Genomic DNA, 19,726 nt, shown 5'->3' on the forward strand with positions numbered 1-19,726 from the left:
GCGGGCAATTCGACGTCCCCGAGGGGACACCGACGGGTCGAAGCATTTCAGAGTCGACCCGCCGCTTTGAGAGCCAGATACGCATCCGCAAGCGCCGGCGCCAGATACTCAGGCGTCGCGTCCACCACCGTCACCCCATGACGGCGAAGCTGCTCGGCAGTGCGCCGGCGCTCGCTCTGTGCCTGAGCCGCCGCCGCCGCTTCGTACACCGCCTCGGTGTCACCCCTGGCCTGTGCCATACGGGCAATGTGCGGATCCGCCACCGAGGCGACCAGAACGGTATGGCGTTGAGTGAGTTGCGGGAGCACGGGAAGCAGTCCCTGTTCCACCGGTGCCGCGTCCAGCGTCGTGAGGAGCACGATCAGGGAGCGGCGAGGCGCGGTACGCAGGGCGGTGGCGGTGAGGCCGCGAGCGTTGGTCTCGACGAGTTCCGGCTCCAGTGTCGCCATCGCATTGACCAGGGACGGCAGCACATCACCCGCCGCACGTCCCTGGACCAGGGCACGGACCCGGCGGTCAAAGGCCAGCAGCGCCACGCGGTCGCCTGCGCGCGAGGCGAGAGCAGCGAGCAGCAGGGCCGCGTCCATGGAGGCGTCCAGGCGCGGTGCGTCGCCCACCCGGCCGGCCGAGGTGCGGCCGGTGTCCAGGACGAGCAGGATGTGGCGGTCGCGTTCGGGGCGCCAGGTGCGGACGGCGACGGCCGACTGCCGGGCCGTGGCACGCCAGTCGATCGAGCGGGTGTCGTCACCGGGGACGTACTCGCGCAGGCTGTCGAACTCCGTTCCCTCCCCACGGGTCAGCACGCTGGTGCGGCCGTCGAGTTCACGCAATCGGGCGAGTTTCGACGGGAGGTGCTTGCGGCTGGTGAACGGGGGCAGAACCCGTACTGTCCAGGGGAGCTTGTGGGTGCCCTGGCGGGAGAAGAGTCCGAGGGGGCCGTAGGAGCGGATCGTCACGCGGTCGGCTTGGCGGTCGCCGCGGCGGGTGGGGCGCAGCCGGGTCGTCACGCGCCGACGCTCGCCCGGTGGCACGGTCAGCAGGTGCCGGGAGGCGTCGATCTCGGTGCCTGGCTGCCAGCTGCTCGGTGGCCAGGCGTCCCGCAGCCGTGCCCGCAGCGGGCGGCGGGACGGGTTGGTGACCATGAGTGTGACGTCGGCGGTGTCGCCGAGACGGATGGAGCTGTCGCCGGAGCGGGCGAGCTGGAGACGGCGTACCGGCGCGGCCAGTGCGTAGTCGCAGGCGCAGGCCAGGGCCAGGGGGCCGTTGACCGCGAGGATGCCCGTCCAGCTTGGTTCCAGGATGCCGACGGGGATCGAGCCGAGGGCCGCGAGGAGGGCGGCGCGTCCGGTGAGTGCCATCAGCGGGGGACCGGGACGTGGGCGAGGATCGCGTTGATGACCGAGTCCGCGGTCACGCCTTCCATCTCGGCCTCGGGGCGCAGCTGGACCCGGTGGCGCAGCGTGGGCAGGGCGAGGGCCTTCACGTCGTCGGGGATGACGTAGTCGCGGCCGGTCAGCCAGGCCCAGGCGCGCGAGGTGGCGAGCAGGGCGGTGGCGCCGCGTGGGGAGACGCCCAGGGTGAGGGAGGGGGACTCGCGGGTGGCGCGGCAGATGTCCACGACGTAGGCGGTGATCTCGGGGGAGACGGCCGTCGTGGCGACCGCGGCACGGGCCGCCTCCAGGTCGGCGGGGCCGGCGACCGGGCGTACGCCGGCGGCGCGCAGGTCGCGCGGGTTGAAGCCCGAGGCGTGCCGGGTGAGGACGTCGATCTCGTCCTGCCGGGAGGGCAGAGGGATCGTCAGTTTGAGCAGGAAGCGGTCCAGTTGGGCTTCGGGGAGGGGATAGGTGCCCTCGTACTCGACCGGGTTCTGTGTCGCGGCGACGAGGAAGGGCTCGGGGAGCGGGCGGGGGGTGCCGTCGACCGTGACCTGGCGTTCCTCCATGGCCTCCAGCAGGGAGGACTGGGTTTTGGGCGGGGTGCGGTTGATCTCGTCCGCGAGGAGGAGGTTGGTGAAGACCGGGCCGGGCTGGAAGGAGAACTGGGCGGTGCGGGTGTCGTAGACGAGGGAGCCGGTCACGTCGCTCGGCATCAGGTCGGGGGTGAACTGGACGCGCTTGGTGTCCAGTTCGAGTGCGGATGCGAGGGCGCGGACGAGCAACGTTTTGGCGACCCCGGGGACTCCTTCTAGTAGTACGTGTCCGCGGCAGAGGAGGGCGACGACGAGTCCGGTCACGGCGGGGTCCTGGCCGACCACGGCTTTGGCGATCTCGGCGCGCAGGGCTTCCAGGGAGGCCCGGGCGGCGCCCGGGTCCCCGCTCCGCCCGGCGTTGTCAGTGGTCGGGTCCATCATGAACGGCGTACCTCTCTTTCGAGGGCGTCGAGTTGGTCGGTGAGGGCGATGAGGGCCGCGTCGTCGCCGGGTGGCGGTCCGAAGAGGAGGGGGTGCAGGGCCTGTCCGTCGCCGGCCAGGTGGGCGGACAGGGCGGGAAGCAGGGCCTCGGGCGTGTGCGCCTGGGTGGCGGGGATGCCGACGAGGGGGGCGAGGCGGGTGCGGGTGGCGGAGCGAAGAGCGCCGGCGGCGCGGTCGCGGGCGTTGGCGTTGCGGTAGAGGCGGGCGCGGCCTTCGGCGGTCTCGGAGGCACGGATCGCGACGGGGAGTTTCTCGGGCACGAGGGGGCCGAAGCGGCGTGCCCGCCAGAAGGCGGCGAGGGCTGCCGCGATGAACAGTTGCAGGGTGGCCCAGAGCCATCCCGAGGGGAGCAGGTCCAGGAAGCTCTTCCGCTCGCCGTTCTCGGTGGCGGAGGCGTCGGACAGCGAGGGGAGGTACCAGACCAGATGGGGGCGGGAGCCGAGGAGTTGCAGGGCGAGCGAGGCGTTGCCCTGCTCGTCGAGGCGGTCGTTGTAGAGGATGTCGGGCGCGCCGAGCACGACGGTGTCACCGCCTCCGGAGGTCGCGGGGACACGCAGCAGGGTGGCGAGGCGCTCGCTGGGGTAGCAGGAGTCGGCGTCGAGGCGGGTGGTGGTGTAACGGGTGCCGCCGGTGTCGGCGGGGCCCGCGCGCCGGGCTTCGGGCAGTGTGCAGTCCGGGTCGAGGGTGGAGCTGTCGCTGGTGGCGGGGTCCGCGGCGACCCCGGGGGCGAGCCGTTCGACGGACCAGCTGCCGGCCGCGATGAGGACGGTCCGCCCGCCGGAGGACGCGGTTGCCGCGTGCAGCTGGGTCTGCTGGCGGTGGGTCAGCAGGTCGGGTACGGCGACGAGCAGGGTGGTGTCCGGGCCGGTGGCGGCGCGGGCCGCCCCGAGGGTGGTGACCACGCGGGTGGAGACGCCTCGCTCGGCCAGGAGTCGGGCGACGGCGCGGCTGCCGTAGGGGTCGGGCGAGCGCGGGTCCAGGTCGCCGTGGCGGGTGGTGGAGCGTACGGCGGCCATGGCGACGGCCGCGGCCAGAAGCAGGACGACGGCGAGTGCGATGCCTCGTGTCCGGGTCCACAGCCGGCGGCCGGAGGGCGCGGTGGAGGTGGTCGCCGGGGCGGCCTCGGTGGTCACTCGGCGGCCCCCTGGCGGGTGTTCTGGGCCTTGGTGGTGGCGCTGGCGGGGCTGTTGGCGAGGGCCGGTCTGGTGTGTTCCAGGTCGCGGTCGAGTTCGGCGAGGCGGTGGTACGACGGCTCGCCGGCCGTGCGTCCGCCGTATGTGACGTCGTCGAACTCACGGGCGGCGGCGCGCAGTCGGTCGGTGTGCGCGGGCAGGACGCGTCCGGCCTCGGCGGCTGCTTCGTCGGCGGTGCGGCCGGGGCGTACGTCGAGCAGGGCCCGTTCCTCCAGGGAGCGGACGAGGGCCCGCATGCGTTCCTGGACGGCCTGGTTCCAGTGGCCCTGGGCCGCGTGGGCCTCGCTGGCGGCGCGGTGTTCGGCGGCGCTGCGGGGGCGCTCGTCGAAGAGGACGGCTGCCGTGGCGGGCCGGCGGTGGGGGGTGCCCAGGCGCCACCACAGGGCGGCCAGGACGGCGACGACGAACAGGATGACGACGGCCAGGCCGACCGCGCCGCCGGGGGTCGCCGACGCAGCCGAGCCGAGGGCGCGGTCGAGCCAGTCCCAGAACGCGTTCAGGGCACGCTGGAACAGGCTGGGGTCGTTCTCGTGGTACATGCCCTTGGACAGCTCGCGCCGGGCCGCCTCGCGTGCGGGATCGCGCCCGATGGTCACCGGTGGCTCGTCTCCCGAGCCGCCGGCCGCCAGCACGACCCGGTCCGTCGCACGCAGCAGCCGGCCCGCGACCGCGGTGGCGGCGCCCGGTGGGGGCGCCACCGTGAGAACTCCCCCCGAGAGGCTCACCGCATCAGCTCCCGGGGACGGGGCCGGGGACGCCGGCGGCGCGGGCCAGTTCGAGGTCGAGGGCCTCGCGGCGGATCCGCTGGTCGATGTAGAGGAGCACGGTGACGCCGGCGCTGATCGGGAGGGTGAGCGTGGTACCGATCAGGGAGCCGATGCCCCGGATGATCAGGAACGCCCAGCCGACGTGTCCGCCGCTGGTGCCGAGGAAGTCGTCCATGCCGTCACCGCTGACGGCGGTGCCGACGAGGGCGAAGGGGATGGTGACGATGGCCGAGACGATGTTGGCGATGAGCCAGGCGAGCAGCTGGATGCCGAAGACGCGCCACCAGGAGCCGCACACCAGCTTGGCGGAGCGGCTCATGGCCTTGGTGACGCTCTGGCGTTCCAGCATCAGGGCGGGAGCGGCCAGGTAGTAGCGGATGGCCAGCCACACCGCGACGACGACTCCTCCGAGGATGCCCAGGGCGAACAGGGCGGCCCCGCCGGCGTCGCTGCCGCCGCTCAGCAGGACCAGGAAGCCGGGCAGTGCGCCGGCGACGATCACTCCGATGGTGATCAGGCCGAGCAGGATGAGCAGTCCGGCCAGCTTCGGGATCTGCGGACGGGCCTCGCGCCAGGCCTCGCCGGTGCTGACCGGCCTGCCGAGCACGGCGCGGCTGGTGATGGTCGTGAGCAGGGCGGTGGCCACGATGACGGCGGCTGCGGAGATCACCGTGACGATGCCGGTGCCGATCATGGAATCGCGCAGGGAGCGGTAGGCGTCGTCGAGGGTGGCGGTGCGGGTGTCGAGCGATGTGCGGGCGAGGGCGTCGTTGACGAAGAAGCCCTGGACGAGGACCAGGCAGGTGTCCGTGACGACGGCGACGGCCAGCGCGATGCCGAGGACCGTGCGCCAGTAGGTGCGCATGGTGGAGACGGCACCGTCGAGGATCTCGCCGACGCCGAGCGGGCGCAGCGGGATGACGCCGGGCTTGGCCGCCGGCGGGGGGCCTCCCCAGCCGCCGCCCCAGGCGGGGTAGCCGCCCGGGGTGCCGTAACCGCCGTAGCCGGGAGGGGGGCCGCCGTACCCGCCGGGGGCACCGTAGCCGCCGGGGCCGGGGCCGCCGGGCTGCCCGCCGCCCCAGCCCGGGCCGGGTGGTGGGGGCGGGGGTGCCTGGTTCGGGCTCGGGGCACCGGTGGGCGCGGACCACTGGCCGGCCGGCGGCTGCGCCGTGGACCACTTCGAGCCTGGGCCCTGCGGGTCCGTGCCCGGCTGCGGCGCGGGTTCGCTGGGGCCGGGGCGGTCTGCGGGCTCGGCGGGGCCGGACGCACCGGGTTCCCGCCCCTCGGACGACGGGGCGGATCCGGGCGAGGCCCAGCCCGGAGTGTCAGTCATCGAAGCTCCTTCTCGGTGCCCGTCCGCGGTCGCGGCGGCAGGTTGGCAGCCATCGTGCCATGGCCTGGTCACCGGGGGATCGGCCACGGTGGGGGCTGGATGCCTTCAATTGTCCGCCGGATCCGGGGCAGACTGACGGCATGGTTGATCAGCAGGCGCGAACGGGCGGGGACAAGCGGCCGACCGAGATACCGGCGATCCGATGGGAGGAACCACCAGAAGGTCCCGTACTGGTCCTTCTTGATCAGACGAGGCTTCCGGCCGAAGAGGTCGAGTTGGTGTGCACGGACGCGGCGGCGCTGGTGGAGGCGATCCGTTCGCTCGCCGTGCGCGGGGCGCCGCTGCTCGGGATCGCGGGGGCGTACGGTGTCGCGCTCGCCGCCGCGCGGGGCTTCGACGTGGCCGAGGCCGCGCGGGCGCTCGAAGAGGCCAGGCCCACCGCGGTGAACCTGTCCGTCGGGGTGCGCCGGGCGCGGGCGGCGCACCAGGCGGAGCTGGCCCGGACCGGCGACCCGACCGCGGCCGCCGTGGCGGCGCTGGCCGCGGCGCGGGCGCTGCACCAGGAGGATGCCGAGGCCAGTGCCAGGATGGCGGCCCACGGCCTGGCGCTGCTGGACGAGTTGCTGTCCGGCGGCGGGCACCGGATCCTGACCCACTGCAACACGGGGTCGCTGGTGTCGGGCGGGGAGGGCACGGCCTTCGCGGTGGCCCTCGCCGCGCACCGGGCGGGCCGGCTGCGGCGGCTGTGGGTGGACGAGACGCGTCCGCTGCTGCAAGGCGCTCGCCTGACGGCGTACGAAGCGGCCCGCAGCGGTATGGCGTACACCCTGCTCACGGACAACGCGGCGGGTTCCCTGTTCGCGGCGGGTGAGGTGGACGCGGTGCTGATCGGAGCGGACCGGATCGCGGCCGACGGTTCGGTGGCGAACAAGGTGGGGAGCTATCCGCTCGCCGTGCTCGCCCGGTACCACCATGTGCCGTTCATCGTGGTGGCGCCGCTGACGACGGTCGACCCGGGCACTCCCGACGGGGCGTCCATCGAGATCGAGCAGCGTCCCGGCTTCGAGGTGACCGAGGTGGCGGCGCCCCAGGCGGCGGGAGCAGGAGGCGGGATTCCGATGGCACCGCTGGGGACGCAGGCGTACAACCCGGCGTTCGACGTGACCCCGCCCGAACTGGTGACAGCGATCGTCACCGAGGAGGGAGTGGTCTCGCCCGTGACGGCCGAGGCGCTCGCGGAACTGTGCGCCCGGGCTCCCGCCGGGGCCCCGCAGGCGTCTAGTTGACGTCGGTGCCCGGCAGCGTCGTCGACGGACAGGGGCAGACAGTGACGGCCCCGTACGACTATCGTCACCGGCCAGTGACCTCCCTCACCAGGGCGCCTGTCGCTGTTATGAGAATGGGATGATGTCGTTTATGAAGGGACGAGTCCTTGTCGTCGACGACGACACCGCACTGGCCGAGATGCTCGGCATCGTGCTGCGTGGTGAAGGTTTTGAGCCGTCTTTCGTAGCCGACGGCGACAAGGCGCTGGCCGCTTTCCGTGAGGCGAAGCCCGATCTGGTGCTGCTCGACCTGATGCTGCCCGGACGGGACGGCATCGAGGTGTGCCGGCTGATCCGGGCGGAGTCCGGTGTGCCGATCGTGATGCTCACGGCCAAGAGCGACACCGTCGATGTCGTCGTGGGCCTGGAATCGGGCGCCGACGACTACATCGTCAAGCCGTTCAAGCCGAAGGAGCTGGTGGCCCGGATCCGGGCGCGGCTGCGCAGGTCGGAGGAGCCGGCGCCGGAGCAGCTCACCATCGGTGACCTGGTCATCGATGTCGCCGGGCACTCGGTGAAGCGGGACGGGCAGTCGATAGCGCTGACCCCGCTGGAGTTCGACCTGCTGGTCGCGCTCGCGCGCAAGCCCTGGCAGGTGTTCACCCGTGAGGTGCTGCTGGAGCAGGTGTGGGGCTACCGGCACGCGGCCGACACGCGGCTCGTCAACGTGCACGTCCAGCGGCTGCGCTCCAAGGTCGAGAAGGACCCGGAGCGGCCGGAGATCGTGGTGACCGTCCGTGGTGTCGGTTACAAGGCGGGACCGAGCTGACATGTCCGGGGACAGCGCCGCTTCGGCTCCCGGCGGTTCTGGGGCCCGTCCGGGGCGGCCTGTCGGCCGGACGGCGGCGGGTGCGCGCTGGCGGGCCATGTTCGACGGCGGGCTGCTTGAGGGCGGGGTCCAGGGCAGCCCGGTCCTTCGCCTGTTCCTGCGCTGGGTGCGCCGTCCGCTGCTGCCGGTGATGCGGCTGTGGCGGCGCAACATCCAGCTCAGGGTCGTCGCCACCACCCTGCTGATGTCGCTCGGCGTCGTTCTGCTGCTGGGCTTCGTCGTGATCGGGCAGGTGCGCAACGGCCTGCTCGACGCGAAGGTCAAGGCGTCGCAGAGCCAGGCCACGGGCGGGTTCGCGGTGGCCAAGCAGAAGGCCGACGAGGCGGCCGGCGGGGCCGGTGCGGGAGCCGGGGCCGGTACCGCTGACGGCACGGCGACCGGGGACGGGCGGCAGTCGCAGAACGTCATCCAGTGGATGAGCGACCTCGTGGAGTCGCTGTCCAGCGGCGGCGCGGGCGCCTTCGACGTGGTGACGCTGCCCGTGGGCGACGACAGCGGTGGCGGACGCAGTCCGCGCGGCTCCGGGAACGTCAATCCGACGTCCAGCGTGCCGGTCGCTCTGCGCGAGCGGGTCAACAGCGGTACGTCGGCCGTCCAGAGCAACACGCGGATCGTCTACTTCGGCGGCAAGGACTCGCAGCCGGGGCTCGTCATCGGCAAGCAGGTCAACGACCCCAACGGCCGCCCGTACGAGCTGTACTACCTCTTCCCGCTCACGCAGGAGGAGAAGTCCCTGAGCCTGGTCAAGGGCACGCTCGCCACCGCGGGGCTGTTCGTCGTCGTCCTGCTCGGCGCGATCGCCTGGCTGGTGGTGCGGCAGGTCGTCACGCCGGTGCGGATGGCGGCCGGGATCGCGGAGCGGTTGTCGGCCGGGCGGTTGCAGGAGCGGATGAAGGTCACCGGCGAGGACGACATCGCGCGCCTGGGCGAGGCCTTCAACAAGATGGCGCAGAACTTGCAGGGCAAGATCCAGCAGTTGGAGGACCTGTCGCGGATGCAGCGGCGGTTCGTCTCCGACGTCTCGCACGAGCTGCGCACCCCGCTGACCACCGTCCGGATGGCCGCGGACGTCATCCACGAGGCGCGCGAGGACTTCGATCCGGTCACCGCGCGGTCGGCCGAGCTGCTCGCCGACCAGCTGGACAGGTTCGAGTCGCTGCTCGCCGACCTGCTGGAGATCAGCCGTTTCGACGCAGGGGCGGCGGCGCTGGAGGCCGAGCCGATAGACCTCAGGGAGGTCGTCCGGCGGGTCGTCAGCGGTGCCGAGCCGCTCGCCGAGCGCAAGGGCACGCGCATACGGGTGCTCGGTGACCAGCAGCCCGTCGTCGCCGAGGCGGACGCCCGGCGAGTGGAGCGGATCCTGCGCAACCTCGTCGTCAACGCCGTCGAGCACGGCGAGGGCAAGGACGTCGTCGTCAAGCTGGCCGCCGCGGGCGGAGCCGTGGCCGTCGCGGTGCGGGACTACGGGGTAGGACTCAAGCCCGGTGAGGCGACCCGGGTCTTCAGCCGTTTCTGGCGGGCCGACCCGGCACGCGCGCGTACCACCGGTGGTACCGGCCTCGGGCTGTCGATCGCCCTGGAGGACGCGCGGCTGCACGGTGGCTGGTTGCAGGCGTGGGGCGAGCCGGGCGGTGGCTCCCAGTTCCGGCTGACGCTGCCGAGGACGGCGGACGAGCCGCTGCGGGGCTCGCCGATACCGCTGGAGCCCAAGGACTCCCGCCGCAACCGCGGCCTCGACGACGCCGGCCTGCCCAGGGCGGGCGAGGAGAAGCGGGCGACCGTTCCGGTGCAGCAGAACGGCGTCCAGGCGCCCACGCTGCCGCCGCGGGCGGAGATCGCGCCGCGGCTGGCCGCTGCCACCCCGGCCGTCGACCCGAGTGCGCTGCCCGGCAACGGCAACGGCGCGCGCGTCGTGCCCCGGCCCACCGCCGGCGCACGGCGTCCGGTCGACGGGACCGCCGCGCGTCCGGCGCCCGGCGCGCACGCGGGCCGGCCGGACGCGGCCACGCCGGAGGACTCGACCGAGCCAGGGGAGGCATTTCGTGGCCGCTGACCGCGAGGGGGGCGCACGGCGGCGGTCGTGGCGCGCGGTGGCGTACGCCGCCTTGGGTGTCGTACTGCTGGCCGGTTGTGCCTCGATGCCCGACAGCGGGGACCTGCGGGACGTGGAGTCCACGCCGCGGCAGGACACCGGAGTCCGGGTGTTCGCCATGCCGCCGGCCGACGGCGCCGGTCCGGGCGAGATCATGCAGGGCTTCCTGGAGGCGCTGACCAGCGACGACCCGGGATATGACACGGCTCGCAAGTACCTGACGGCCGACGCGGCCCGCACCTGGCGGCCCGAGCAGTCGACCACCGTCCTCGCGAACGGTCCGACCATCGAGACCGACTGCCGTCCGGGCGGCCGGGAGGAGATCAACAGCGTCACCTGCGTGCTGGCCGGCAGCCAGGTCGCCACGGTCGACGAGCGGCAGGCCTACCAGCCCGCCGACGGCACCTACCGCAAGAAGCTGCACCTCGCGAAGGACCCGAAGAACGGGCAGTGGCGCATCGACGGGCTGCCCAACGGGGTCGTCATGGGCAAGTCGGACTTCCAGCGCAACTACAGGTCCGTCGACAAGTACTACTTCGCCTCCGACGCGTCCGTCGGGGCGAGCGGCCAGCCGGTGGCGGTCGCCGACCCGGTGTTCGTGCGCAGCAAGGTCGACCCGATGACCCAGCTGGTCCGCTCGCTGCTGAACGGTCCCACGACATGGCTCGGACCGGTGGTCAGGTCGAGCTTCCCGACCGGTACGGCGTTGCAGAAGGGTGTCTCCGGGCTGGCACCGGACGACCAGAACAAGCTGACGGTGCCGCTGAACCTCAAGCCGTCCCGGGTGGCGCAGGGCAAGTGCACCGAGATGGCGACGCAGATGCTGTTCACCCTGCGGAACCTGGCGCCGACGCTGGACTCCGTCGAGCTGCGGGGGACCGGCGGCGACCGGCTGTGCGAACTGAACGGGGAGCGCGCCGAGTCCGTCGCCTGGCACGGGTCGTCCAAGCGTCCCGATTACCTGTACTTCCTCGACGGCAAGCACCGGATGGTGCGGATGCAGACCGGGAGCACCGGGACGGCGTCCGTGCCGGTGCCGGGTCCGCTGGGCGAGAGCGGCAGGGGCTTGCAGTCGGTGGCGGTGTCGCGGGACGAGCACACCGCGGCCGGGGTCGGCGACGAGGGCAGGACGCTGTACGTGGCGTCGCTGGCGTCGGACGGTTCGCTCGGTGATCCGCTGCTGACCAGCGCCGGTACGACTCCCGATCACCGGCTCGCCACGCCGAGCTGGGACGCCCGCGGCGATCTGTGGGTGGCCGACCGCGACCCGCACCGGCCGCGGCTGTTCGTCCTGGAGCAGGGCGCCGACAAGCCGGAGCCGGTCGCCGTCCCGGACCTGTCCGGCCAGATCGAGGACGCGCGGGTGGCCGCCGACGGGGCACGGATCGCGCTGGTCGTGGAGAAGGACGGCAAGCAGTCCCTCTTCATCGGGCGGATCCAGCGCGACGACGGAACCGGGCAGGGCATCTCGGTGGACGGACTGCGGTCGGCGGCACCCGACCTGGAGCAGGTCAGCGCCATCTCCTGGGCCGGGGACAGCAGGCTGCTGGTCGTCGGCCAGGAGCAGGGGGGCGTGCAGCAGATGCGGTACGTCCAGGTCGACGGCTCCACCCTCGACGGCCCGGCACCGGGCGCGCTCACCAGCGTCAAGGCGATCGCCGCGTCCGAGGACGAGCGGGTGCCGCTGGTGGCCTACTCGGAGGACGGGATCGTACGACTGCCGTCCGGGGCGCAGTGGCAGAAGGTCGACAAGGACGGGTCGGCGCCGGTCTATCCGGGCTGAGCGCGGGACGGCTGAGGCGGTGTACCCGCGCTGAGCGCGAGACGGACACGCGCGGGACGGCTCAGAGCAGAACGTCCCTCCCGTAGTCGCGCGCCGAGTTATCCACAGGGCGTTGTCCACAGGGGTGGCCGACCCGCCGTCGCGTTGGCACAGTGGTGGTCATGCGGGGGTGGTGGCAGGACCTCACCGACCTGGTGCTGCCGGCCGACTGCGCGGGCTGCGGTGCACCTCGTACGGCGCTCTGCCCGCGGTGCCGGGCTACGCTGCACGGGAGCGCGGCGCGGCGGGTGCGGCCGGTGCCGGAGCCGGCCGGGCTGCCGGTGGTGCACGCGGTGGCTCCCTACGCGGCCGAGGTGCGCGCGCTGCTGCTCGCGCACAAGGAACGGGGTGCGCTGACGCTCACGGGAGCGCTGGGCACGGCGCTGGCGGGAGCCGTGCGGGCGAGCCTGGGCGCGGACGGGGGTGCCGGTGTCCGCCCGGGCGGCGGTGCCCACGCCGGCGCGGACCGCGGTGCCCACGCCGGCGCCGGGTCGGCCGGGTGGCCGGGGCGCGGGCCCGTGCTGCTGGTTCCCGTGCCCTCCGCCCGGTGGGCCGTGCGGGCGCGTGGGCACGATCCGGTGCGGCGGATGGCGCTCGCGGCGGCGGGCGAGCTGCGGCGCACCGGGACGGCGGCCCGGATGGCGGCCGTGCTGCGCCAACGGCGGGCCGTGGCCGACCAGGCGGGGCTGGACGCACGGCGGCGTCTGGAGAACCTCGCCGGGGCGCTGGAGGTCAGTCCGGGAGGCGGCCGGCTGCTCGGCGCGGGCCCCGTCGTGCTCGTCGATGACCTGATGACGACGGGCGCCAGCCTCGCGGAGGCGGCGCGGGCCCTGCGGGAGGCGGGCCTGTCCCGTCCCGAGGGCAGGACGGCCGTGTATGAGGCCGCAACTCGGGAAGGTAGGGAGGAACGACGGATCGGTGCACCGCCGGGGAGAAGGGAGTCGGTGCATAGTGCACCGGAAAATGCGGTGCCGAACGCCCTGCGGCGGATCCTCCATGCCGCCGTGATCGCAGCTCCTCACGATTCTTTCGAAATGAACAGGAACTGATCGTCAACGTGCATCGTTCCAGCTAGTGACAGGGGAATTCACCTGAATGGAGGTACGTCGCAGTAGAGGGTGACGACATCCGTCCGGGCGAGATATGTTCGGGTGTGAGGAAAGGCGCAGGCCACACCTCTCATATCCGATTGCCGCGCTGCGGGTTTTCTGCAATCACCCGCACCGGTGGGGTGGAGATCTCGCCCATGGGGGAGGAGGAGGTGGAAGTCACCGAGTCCGAGGTCCGGTGATCACCGGACCTGGTGCGAAAGGGAGATGCTCCGCCGACGCAGCGGAGCGATCCGGGAACGGAGTTCTGCGTGGACATCGTCGTCAAGGGCCGCAAGACCGAGGTGCCCGAGCGGTTCCGCAAGCACGTGGCCGAGAAGCTGAAGCTGGAGAAGATCCAGAGGCTCGATGCCAAGGTGATCAGCCTCGACGTCGAGGTGTCCAAGGAGCCGAACCCCCGACAGGCCGACCGCTGTGACCGAGTGGAGATCACGCTCCGCTCCCGCGGTCCGGTGATCCGGGCGGAGGCAGCGGCCAGCGATCCGTACGCGGCGCTCGATCTGGCGGCGGAGAAGCTGGACGCCCGGCTGCGCAAGCAGCACGACAAGCGGTTCTCGCGCCGTGGCGCACGCCGGATCTCCGCGGCAGAGGTCCCCGACCACGTCCCCGGCGCGGCGACACTGAACGGCAGCGGCCTCCCCGTCCACGAGGAGGAGACGGACGGAGTGCCGACCAAGAAGATCGGTTCGCTGGAGATCAAGGGTGAAGGCCCCCTGGTCGTCCGCGAGAAGACCCACGTCGCCTCCCCGATGACGCTCGACCAGGCCCTCTACGAGATGGAACTGGTCGGCCACGACTTCTACTTGTTCGTCGACTCCGAGACGAAGGAACCCAGCGTCGTCTACCGGCGACACGCCTACGACTACGGCGTGATCCACCTCAGCACCGACCCGATGATCGCCGAGGCGCAGGCGCAGCCCCCCGCGGCGGGTGGCACGCTGGGCGGCTGATCCCTCCCGGCTGAAGCTGTGCGGGTGCCCCTGGAGCGCGTGTGCGCCCCCAGGGGCACCGGTGTGCGACCACTTCGCGCCCCGCATGTCACCTCGGTGCCGCCCGGGCATGAAATCATGGCCGCACCGGCCCAACCGGTGGGCCGCTGCCTTGGGTTGGCGATGGCACAGGACCACAGGCCACAGCCTTCAGGGGGAGGAACGATGGCGGACACCTTCGGACCGATGCGGGACGGGGACGCCGACGACCATGTCATCGGCAGGGACCCGGACGCGGGCTCGTCGCGCGAGCCGATCAGAGTCCTGGTTGTGGACGACCACGCCCTCTTCCGGCGCGGCCTGGAGATCGTGCTCGCGGCCGAGGAGGACATCCAGGTCGTCGGTGAGGCGGGCGACGGGGCCGAGGCCGTCGACAAGGCCGCCGACCTGCTGCCCGACATCGTGCTGATGGACGTTCGCATGCCCAAGCGCGGCGGGATCGAGGCCTGCACCTCCATCAAGGAGGTCGCCCCCAGCGCGAAGATCATCATGCTGACGATCAGCGACGAGGAGGCCGACCTCTACGACGCGATCAAGGCGGGCGCGACCGGATACCTCCTCAAGGAGATCTCGACCGACGAGGTGGCCACCGCCATTCGCGCGGTGGCCGACGGACAGTCGCAGATCAGCCCGTCGATGGCGTCGAAACTCCTCACCGAGTTCAAGTCGATGATCCAGCGCACCGACGAACGCCGGCTGGTGCCCGCGCCCCGGCTGACCGACCGGGAGCTGGAGGTCCTCAAGCTCGTCGCCACGGGCATGAACAACCGGGACATCGCCAAGGAACTGTTCATCTCCGAGAACACCGTGAAGAACCACGTCCGCAACATCCTGGAGAAGCTGCAACTGCACTCCCGGATGGAGGCCGTGGTCTACGCGATGCGGGAGAAGATCCTGGAGATCCGCTAGCGCCTAGCCGAGCAGCCCGGCGAGTTCCCTGTCCAGGGGCTCGCGCAGCTCGGGTGCGTCCACGCGCTCGACGCGGACGTCGGTGCAGTCCACCCACGTCGCCGCCTCGACCAGGGCCTGGGCCACCGCCGGGACCGCCTTCACTCCGTCCAGGGTGACCTGCTTGGCCACCAGCGTGCGGCCCTCCCGGGCCGGGTCGACACGCCCGACCAGCCGGCCGCCCGCAAGAACCGGCATCGCGAAGTAGCCGTGGACCCGCTTGGGCCTGGGGACGTACGCCTCCAGCCGGTGGGTGAAGCCGAAGATCCGCTCCGTGCGCGCCCGCTCCCAGATCAGCGAGTCGAACGGCGACAGCAGCGTGGTGCGGTGCCGGCCGCGCGGCGGCGTCACCAGGGCCGCCGGGTCCGCCCAGGCCGGCTTGCCCCAGCCCTCGACCTCGACCGGCACCAGGCCCGAGTCCGCGATCACCGCGTCGACCTGCTCGGCCTTGAGACGGTGATAGTCGGCGATGTCCGCGCGCGTGCCGACCCCGAGCGACTCGCCCGCCAGCCGGACCAGACGGCGCAGGCACTCGGAGTCGTCCAGCTCGTCGTGGAGCAGCGCGGCCGGGACGGCGCGCTCGGCCAGGTCGTACACCCGCTTCCAGCCGCGCCGCTCCACGCACACCACCTCGCCGTACATCAGCGCGCGCTCCACGGCGACCTTCGCGCCCGACCAGTCCCACCAGTCGTTCGTCTTCTTCGCGCCGCCCAGTTCGGTGGCGGTCAGCGGGCCCTCCGCGCGGAGCTGCTTGATGACCTGGTCGTAGGCGCCGTCGGGGAGTTCGTGATGCCAGTGCGGCCGGTCCCGGTAGGCGCGGCGGCGGAAGGCGAAGTGCGGCCACTCCTCGATGGGGAGGATGCAGGCCGCGTGCGACCAGTACTCGAAGGCGTGGGCGTCGGTCCAGTACGCGGCCTCCACGGCCTTGCGGCCGACCGCGCCCAGCCGGGCGTAGGGCACGAGTTCGTGGGAGCGGGCGAGCACCGAGATCGTGTCGAGCTGGACCGCGCCGAGGTGGCGCAGCACCCCGCGGACGCCCGCGCGCCGGTCGGGCGCGCCGAGCAGGCCCTGGGCCCGCAGGGCGATCCGGCGGGCGTCGTCCGCGGTGAGAGTGGTGGTCGGGCGCGGAAGGGTCGTCATGCGTCGGACGATAGAGGGTGCCACTGACAGCCCGCGACGAGCTGTCCGTTCCTCGGGAACGGCGAACCGGCTCAGGAACGCGCGGGCAGGTACGGGGCCGTGGAGGGCAGGCCCAGGTCCGAGGGGAGCAGGGAGCCGACCCAGCAGTCGCGGCGCACGCCCTTGTTGTTGAGGCCGGAGCGCAGGGTGCCCTCGATGGTGAAGCCCGCGCGCTCGGCGACCGCGCGGGAGGCGTGGTTGCCGACCTCGGCCCGCCATTCGACCCGGTCGACGCCGACCTCGGTGAAGATCCACCGGCAGGCGGCGAGCGTGGCCTCCGCGACGTATCCGTTGCCGCGGTGCTCCTTGGCCGCCCAGAAGCCGACCTCGGCCGTGCCCAGTGAGCGCATCATCAGGGCGAGCATGGCGACCAGCTCGCCGGCCGTGAGGAAGACGCCGAAGGTGAACGTCGAGCCCTGCGACCAGCCGTCCGGGACGATCTGCTCCGTGAAGCCGATCGCGTGCTCCGGGAGATAGGGCGAGGGGACCAGCGTCCAGCGCTGGATGTCGGGGTCCTGCGCCGCCGCGTACACCGCGTCGGTGTCGGCGGGGCCGACCGGGCGCAGCAGCAGGCGGTCCGTGGTGAGCGTGACGGGTTCCATCGCCCGATTCTGCTCGGGACGCCCCGCCCCGGCCATGGATTTTCGCGATGCGTGAGCGGGTGATCACGTTTCGCGTAATTCCCCGCGCCGACGCGGCACCATCGGGTCGCCCCGTCCGTTGTCCTGGGTGAGGCAGCCGTCGGGTCGCCAGGCCTCCCGGCGCAGCCGGGTCCTCGCATACGATGGCCGTTGCTCAGTACGTCAGAAGGAAAACCGACCGTCCCAGGCCCGACCGGCAAGGAGACCAGCCCCCGTGTCCGTCCTCTCGAAGATCATGCGTGCAGGCGAAGGCAAGATCCTGCGCAAGCTGCACCGCATCGCGGACCAGGTCAACTCCATCGAAGAGGACTTCGTCGACCTCTCCGACGCCGAGCTGCGTGCCCTCACCGCGGAGTACCAGCAGCGCTACGCCGACGGTGAGAGCCTGGACGACCTGCTCCCCGAGGCGTTCGCCACGGTCCGCGAGGCCGCCAAGCGCGTCCTCGGCCAGCGCCACTACGACGTGCAGCTGATGGGCGGTGCCGCGCTCCACCTCGGCTATGTGGCCGAGATGAAGACCGGTGAGGGCAAGACCCTCGTCGGCACGCTGCCCGCGTACCTGAACGCCCTGTCCGGGGACGGCGTCCACCTCATCACGGTCAACGACTACCTGGCCGAGCGCGACTCCGAGATGATGGGCCGCGTCCACAAGTTCCTGGGCCTAAGCGTCGGCTGCATCCTCGCCAACATGACGCCGGCCCAGCGCCGCGAGCAGTACGCGTGCGACATCACCTACGGCACGAACAACGAGTTCGGCTTCGACTACCTGCGCGACAACATGGCGTGGTCGAAGGACGAGCTGGTGCAGCGCGGCCACAACTTCGCCATCGTCGACGAGGTCGACTCCATCCTCATCGACGAGGCCCGTACGCCGCTGATCATCTCCGGCCCGGCCGACCAGGCCACCAAGTGGTACGGCGACTTCGCCAAGCTGGTCACGCGCCTCAAGCGCGGTGAGGCCGGCAACCCGCTCAAGGGCGTGGAGGAGACCGGCGACTACGACGTCGACGAGAAGAAGCGCACGGTCGCCATCCACGAGTCCGGTGTCAGCAAGGTCGAGGACTGGCTGGGCATCGACAACCTGTACGAGTCGGTGAACACCCCGCTCGTGGGCTACCTGAACAACGCCATCAAGGCCAAGGAGCTCTTCAAGAAGGACAAGGACTACGTCGTCATCGACGGCGAAGTCATGATCGTCGACGAGCACACCGGCCGTATCCTCGCCGGCCGCCGCTACAACGAGGGCATGCACCAGGCGATCGAGGCGAAGGAAGGGGTGGACATCAAGGACGAGAACCAGACGCTCGCCACGATCACCCTCCAGAACTTCTTCCGCCTCTACAAGAAGCTCTCCGGCATGACCGGTACGGCGATGACCGAGGCAGCCGAGTTCCACCAGATCTACAAGCTCGGCGTGGTCCCGATCCCGACCAACAAGCCGATGGTCCGCAAGGACCAGTCGGACCTGATCTACCGCACCGAGGTGGCCAAGTTCGAGGCGGTCGTCGACGACATCGCCGAGAAGCACGAGAAGGGCCAGCCGATCCTCGTCGGCACGACCTCCGTCGAAAAGTCGGAGTACCTCTCGCAGCAGCTCAGCAAGCGCGGCATCCAGCACGAGGTGCTGAACGCCAAGCACCACGAGCGCGAGGCGCAGATCGTCGCCCAGGCCGGCCGCAAGGGCGCCGTGACGGTGGCCACCAACATGGCCGGCCGTGGTACCGACATCAAGCTCGGCGGCAACCCCGAGGACCTCGCCGAGGCGGAGCTGCGCCAGCGCGGCCTCGACCCCGAGGAGCACATCGAGGAGTGGGCCGCCGCCCTGCCGTCCGCCCTGGAGAAGGCCGAGCAGGCCGTCAAGGCGGAGAAGGAGGAGGTCGAGGCGCTGGGCGGCCTCTACGTCCTCGGCACCGAGCGGCACGAGTCGCGGCGCATCGACAACCAGCTGCGCGGCCGTTCCGGCCGTCAGGGCGACCCGGGCGAGTCCCGCTTCTACCTGTCGCTGGGCGACGACCTGATGCGCCTGTTCAAGGCCCAGATGGTCGAGCGCGTGATGTCGATGGCCAACGTGCCGGACGACGTGCCGATCGAGAACAAGATGGTCACCCGCGCCATCGCGTCCGCGCAGGCCCAGGTCGAGACGCAGAACTTCGAGACCCGTAAGAACGTCCTGAAGTACGACGAGGTCCTCAACCGGCAGCGCGAGGTCATCTACGGCGAGCGCCGGCGCGTCCTGGAGGGCGAGGACCTGCACGAGCAGGTCCGGCACTTCATGGACGACACCATCGAGGCGTACGTCCGCGCAGAGACCTCCGAGGGCTTCCCCGAGGACTGGGACCTGGACCGGCTGTGGGGCGCCTTCCGGCAGCTGTACCCGGTGAAGGTCACCATCGAGGAGCTGGAGGAGGCGGCCGGCGACCGGGCCGGCCTCACCGCCGAGTTCATCGAGGAGTCCATCAAGGAGGACATCTACCAGCAGTACGAGGCCCGCGAGGCGCAGCTCGGCTCCGAGATCATGCGTGAGCTGGAGCGCCGGGTCGTGCTGTCGGTCCTGGACCGCAAGTGGCGCGAGCACCTCTACGAGATGGACTACCTCCAGGAGGGCATCGGCCTGCGCGCGATGGCGCAGAAGGACCCGCTGGTCGAGTACCAGCGCGAGGGCTTCGACATGTTCACCGCGATGATGGACGGCATCAAGGAGGAGTCCGTCGGCTACCTGTTCAACCTGGAGGTCCAGGTCGAGCAGCAGGTCGAGGAGGTCCCGGTCGAGGAGGCCCAGCCGGTGGGCGAGGGCGTCCAGGACACCGTTCCGGCGCAGGCGGGCGCGCGTCCCGAGATCCGTGCGAAGGGGCTGGACGTTCCGCAGCGGCGGGATCTGCACTTCTCCGCGCCGACGGTGGACGGTGAGGGCGGCATCGTCGAGCGTGACCTGGAGGAGGACGAGCCGGTGCGGTCCGAGTCGGACGGGCTCACGCGGGCCGAGCGGCGCCGGCAGGCCAAGGGCGGGCGGCGCCGCAAGAAGTAGCGGTCGCCCGCGGCGCTTCAGCGGTCGAGCAGGGCCGGGTCCCCTTCCGGGGCCCGGCCCTGCC

General features: G+C 71.9%; 15 protein-coding genes. 8 read left to right on the forward strand and 7 right to left on the reverse strand.

From position 1 onward, the window contains the following. Positions 1 to 47 precede the first annotated feature (47 nt). From AQJ11_RS00005 to AQJ11_RS00025, 5 genes are read right to left on the reverse strand one after another with little or no spacing between them, the layout of a single operon-like run. Positions 48 to 1,358 carry a DUF58 domain-containing protein gene (locus AQJ11_RS00005; RefSeq protein ID WP_059261404.1) on the reverse strand — a complete coding sequence of 437 codons (1,311 nt, stop codon included), beginning with the start codon at positions 1,356 to 1,358 and terminating at the stop codon, positions 48 to 50. After that, a complete protein-coding gene (locus AQJ11_RS00010; protein WP_107120758.1) occupies positions 1,358 to 2,347 on the reverse strand; it encodes an AAA family ATPase in 990 nt (329 codons plus the stop codon). The genes AQJ11_RS00005 and AQJ11_RS00010 overlap by 1 nt, the downstream gene beginning before the upstream one ends. Further along, positions 2,347 to 3,543 (reverse strand): DUF4350 domain-containing protein, encoded by a 1,197-nt coding sequence (locus AQJ11_RS00015; RefSeq protein WP_059261406.1) that lies wholly within the window; start codon positions 3,541 to 3,543, stop codon positions 2,347 to 2,349. The genes AQJ11_RS00010 and AQJ11_RS00015 overlap by 1 nt, the downstream gene beginning before the upstream one ends. Then, positions 3,540 to 4,328, reverse strand: coding sequence for a DUF4129 domain-containing protein (locus AQJ11_RS00020; RefSeq protein WP_398779964.1), 789 nt, complete (start codon positions 4,326 to 4,328; stop codon positions 3,540 to 3,542). The genes AQJ11_RS00015 and AQJ11_RS00020 overlap by 4 nt, the downstream gene beginning before the upstream one ends. Before the next feature lie 4 nt (positions 4,329 to 4,332). Next, complete coding sequence (locus AQJ11_RS00025) at positions 4,333 to 5,703, reverse strand: glycerophosphoryl diester phosphodiesterase membrane domain-containing protein (RefSeq protein ID WP_059261407.1); 1,371 nt, start codon at positions 5,701 to 5,703, stop codon at positions 4,333 to 4,335. Positions 5,704 to 5,843: 140 nt separating this feature from the next. Between AQJ11_RS00025 and mtnA the strand changes: the two genes are divergently transcribed. The 7 genes from mtnA to AQJ11_RS00060 all read left to right on the forward strand — a co-directional run bounded on the left by mtnA (position 5,844) and on the right by AQJ11_RS00060 (position 14,778). Next, positions 5,844 to 6,989 carry an S-methyl-5-thioribose-1-phosphate isomerase gene (gene mtnA, locus AQJ11_RS00030; protein WP_041665234.1) on the forward strand — a complete coding sequence of 382 codons (1,146 nt, stop codon included), beginning with the start codon at positions 5,844 to 5,846 and terminating at the stop codon, positions 6,987 to 6,989. A 118-nt stretch (positions 6,990 to 7,107) separates the two neighbouring features. Next, positions 7,108 to 7,797 carry a two-component system response regulator MtrA gene (gene mtrA, locus AQJ11_RS00035; RefSeq protein WP_005316841.1) on the forward strand — a complete coding sequence of 230 codons (690 nt, stop codon included), beginning with the start codon at positions 7,108 to 7,110 and terminating at the stop codon, positions 7,795 to 7,797. A 1-nt stretch (position 7,798) separates the two neighbouring features. After that, positions 7,799 to 9,910, forward strand: a complete 2,112-nt coding sequence (gene mtrB, locus AQJ11_RS00040) for an MtrAB system histidine kinase MtrB (protein WP_208616409.1) — start codon at positions 7,799 to 7,801, stop codon at positions 9,908 to 9,910. Next, positions 9,900 to 11,732, forward strand: a complete 1,833-nt coding sequence (locus AQJ11_RS00045; protein WP_208616410.1) for an LpqB family beta-propeller domain-containing protein — start codon at positions 9,900 to 9,902, stop codon at positions 11,730 to 11,732. The genes mtrB and AQJ11_RS00045 overlap by 11 nt, the downstream gene beginning before the upstream one ends. Positions 11,733 to 11,893: 161 nt before the next feature. Next, positions 11,894 to 12,820: a ComF family protein gene (locus AQJ11_RS00050; protein ID WP_059261409.1), complete on the forward strand. Its 927-nt coding sequence runs from the start codon at positions 11,894 to 11,896 to the stop codon at positions 12,818 to 12,820. A gap of 311 nt (positions 12,821 to 13,131) precedes the next feature. Next, positions 13,132 to 13,830: a ribosome hibernation-promoting factor, HPF/YfiA family gene (gene hpf, locus AQJ11_RS00055; protein WP_058080764.1), complete on the forward strand. Its 699-nt coding sequence runs from the start codon at positions 13,132 to 13,134 to the stop codon at positions 13,828 to 13,830. 204 nt (positions 13,831 to 14,034) lie between these two features. Beyond that, complete coding sequence (locus tag AQJ11_RS00060; protein ID WP_014673072.1) at positions 14,035 to 14,778, forward strand: response regulator; 744 nt, start codon at positions 14,035 to 14,037, stop codon at positions 14,776 to 14,778. Between the two features lie 3 nt (positions 14,779 to 14,781). On the opposite strand, the gene AQJ11_RS00065 is transcribed toward AQJ11_RS00060, so the two are convergent. Together AQJ11_RS00065 and AQJ11_RS00070 are read right to left on the reverse strand one after the other, a co-directional pair. Further along, a complete protein-coding gene (locus AQJ11_RS00065) occupies positions 14,782 to 15,957 on the reverse strand; it encodes a winged helix-turn-helix domain-containing protein (protein ID WP_059261410.1) in 1,176 nt (391 codons plus the stop codon). A 71-nt stretch (positions 15,958 to 16,028) separates the two neighbouring features. Next, positions 16,029 to 16,598: a GNAT family N-acetyltransferase gene (locus AQJ11_RS00070; RefSeq protein ID WP_014673069.1), complete on the reverse strand. Its 570-nt coding sequence runs from the start codon at positions 16,596 to 16,598 to the stop codon at positions 16,029 to 16,031. Between the two features lie 253 nt (positions 16,599 to 16,851). Between AQJ11_RS00070 and secA the strand changes: the two genes are divergently transcribed. Next, positions 16,852 to 19,662, forward strand: a complete 2,811-nt coding sequence (gene secA, locus AQJ11_RS00075; protein WP_014673068.1) for a preprotein translocase subunit SecA — start codon at positions 16,852 to 16,854, stop codon at positions 19,660 to 19,662. The last annotated feature ends 64 nt before the right edge of the window (positions 19,663 to 19,726 follow it).

The sequence above is a fragment of the Streptomyces corchorusii genome (assembly GCF_001514055.1).
Classification (GTDB): Bacteria; Actinomycetota; Actinomycetes; order Streptomycetales; family Streptomycetaceae; genus Streptomyces; species Streptomyces olivaceoviridis.

Bases quoted from the DNA above. Each gene is read 5' to 3' on its own strand.
- mtrA (WP_005316841.1), top strand. From the start codon at position 7,108: ATGATGTCGTTTATGAAGGGACGAGTCCTTGTCGTCGACGACGACACC.
- AQJ11_RS00050 (WP_059261409.1), top strand. From the start codon at position 11,894: ATGCGGGGGTGGTGGCAGGACCTCACCGACCTGGTGCTGCCGGCCGAC.
- AQJ11_RS00070 (WP_014673069.1), bottom strand. From the start codon at position 16,598: ATGGAACCCGTCACGCTCACCACGGACCGCCTGCTGCTGCGCCCGGTC.
- mtnA (WP_041665234.1), top strand. From the start codon at position 5,844: ATGGTTGATCAGCAGGCGCGAACGGGCGGGGACAAGCGGCCGACCGAG.
- AQJ11_RS00010 (WP_107120758.1), bottom strand. From the start codon at position 2,347: ATGGACCCGACCACTGACAACGCCGGGCGGAGCGGGGACCCGGGCGCC.
- AQJ11_RS00065 (WP_059261410.1), bottom strand. From the start codon at position 15,957: ATGACGACCCTTCCGCGCCCGACCACCACTCTCACCGCGGACGACGCC.
- AQJ11_RS00060 (WP_014673072.1), top strand. From the start codon at position 14,035: ATGGCGGACACCTTCGGACCGATGCGGGACGGGGACGCCGACGACCAT.
- AQJ11_RS00005 (WP_059261404.1), bottom strand. From the start codon at position 1,358: ATGGCACTCACCGGACGCGCCGCCCTCCTCGCGGCCCTCGGCTCGATC.
- AQJ11_RS00025 (WP_059261407.1), bottom strand. From the start codon at position 5,703: ATGACTGACACTCCGGGCTGGGCCTCGCCCGGATCCGCCCCGTCGTCC.
- mtrB (WP_208616409.1), top strand. From the start codon at position 7,799: ATGTCCGGGGACAGCGCCGCTTCGGCTCCCGGCGGTTCTGGGGCCCGT.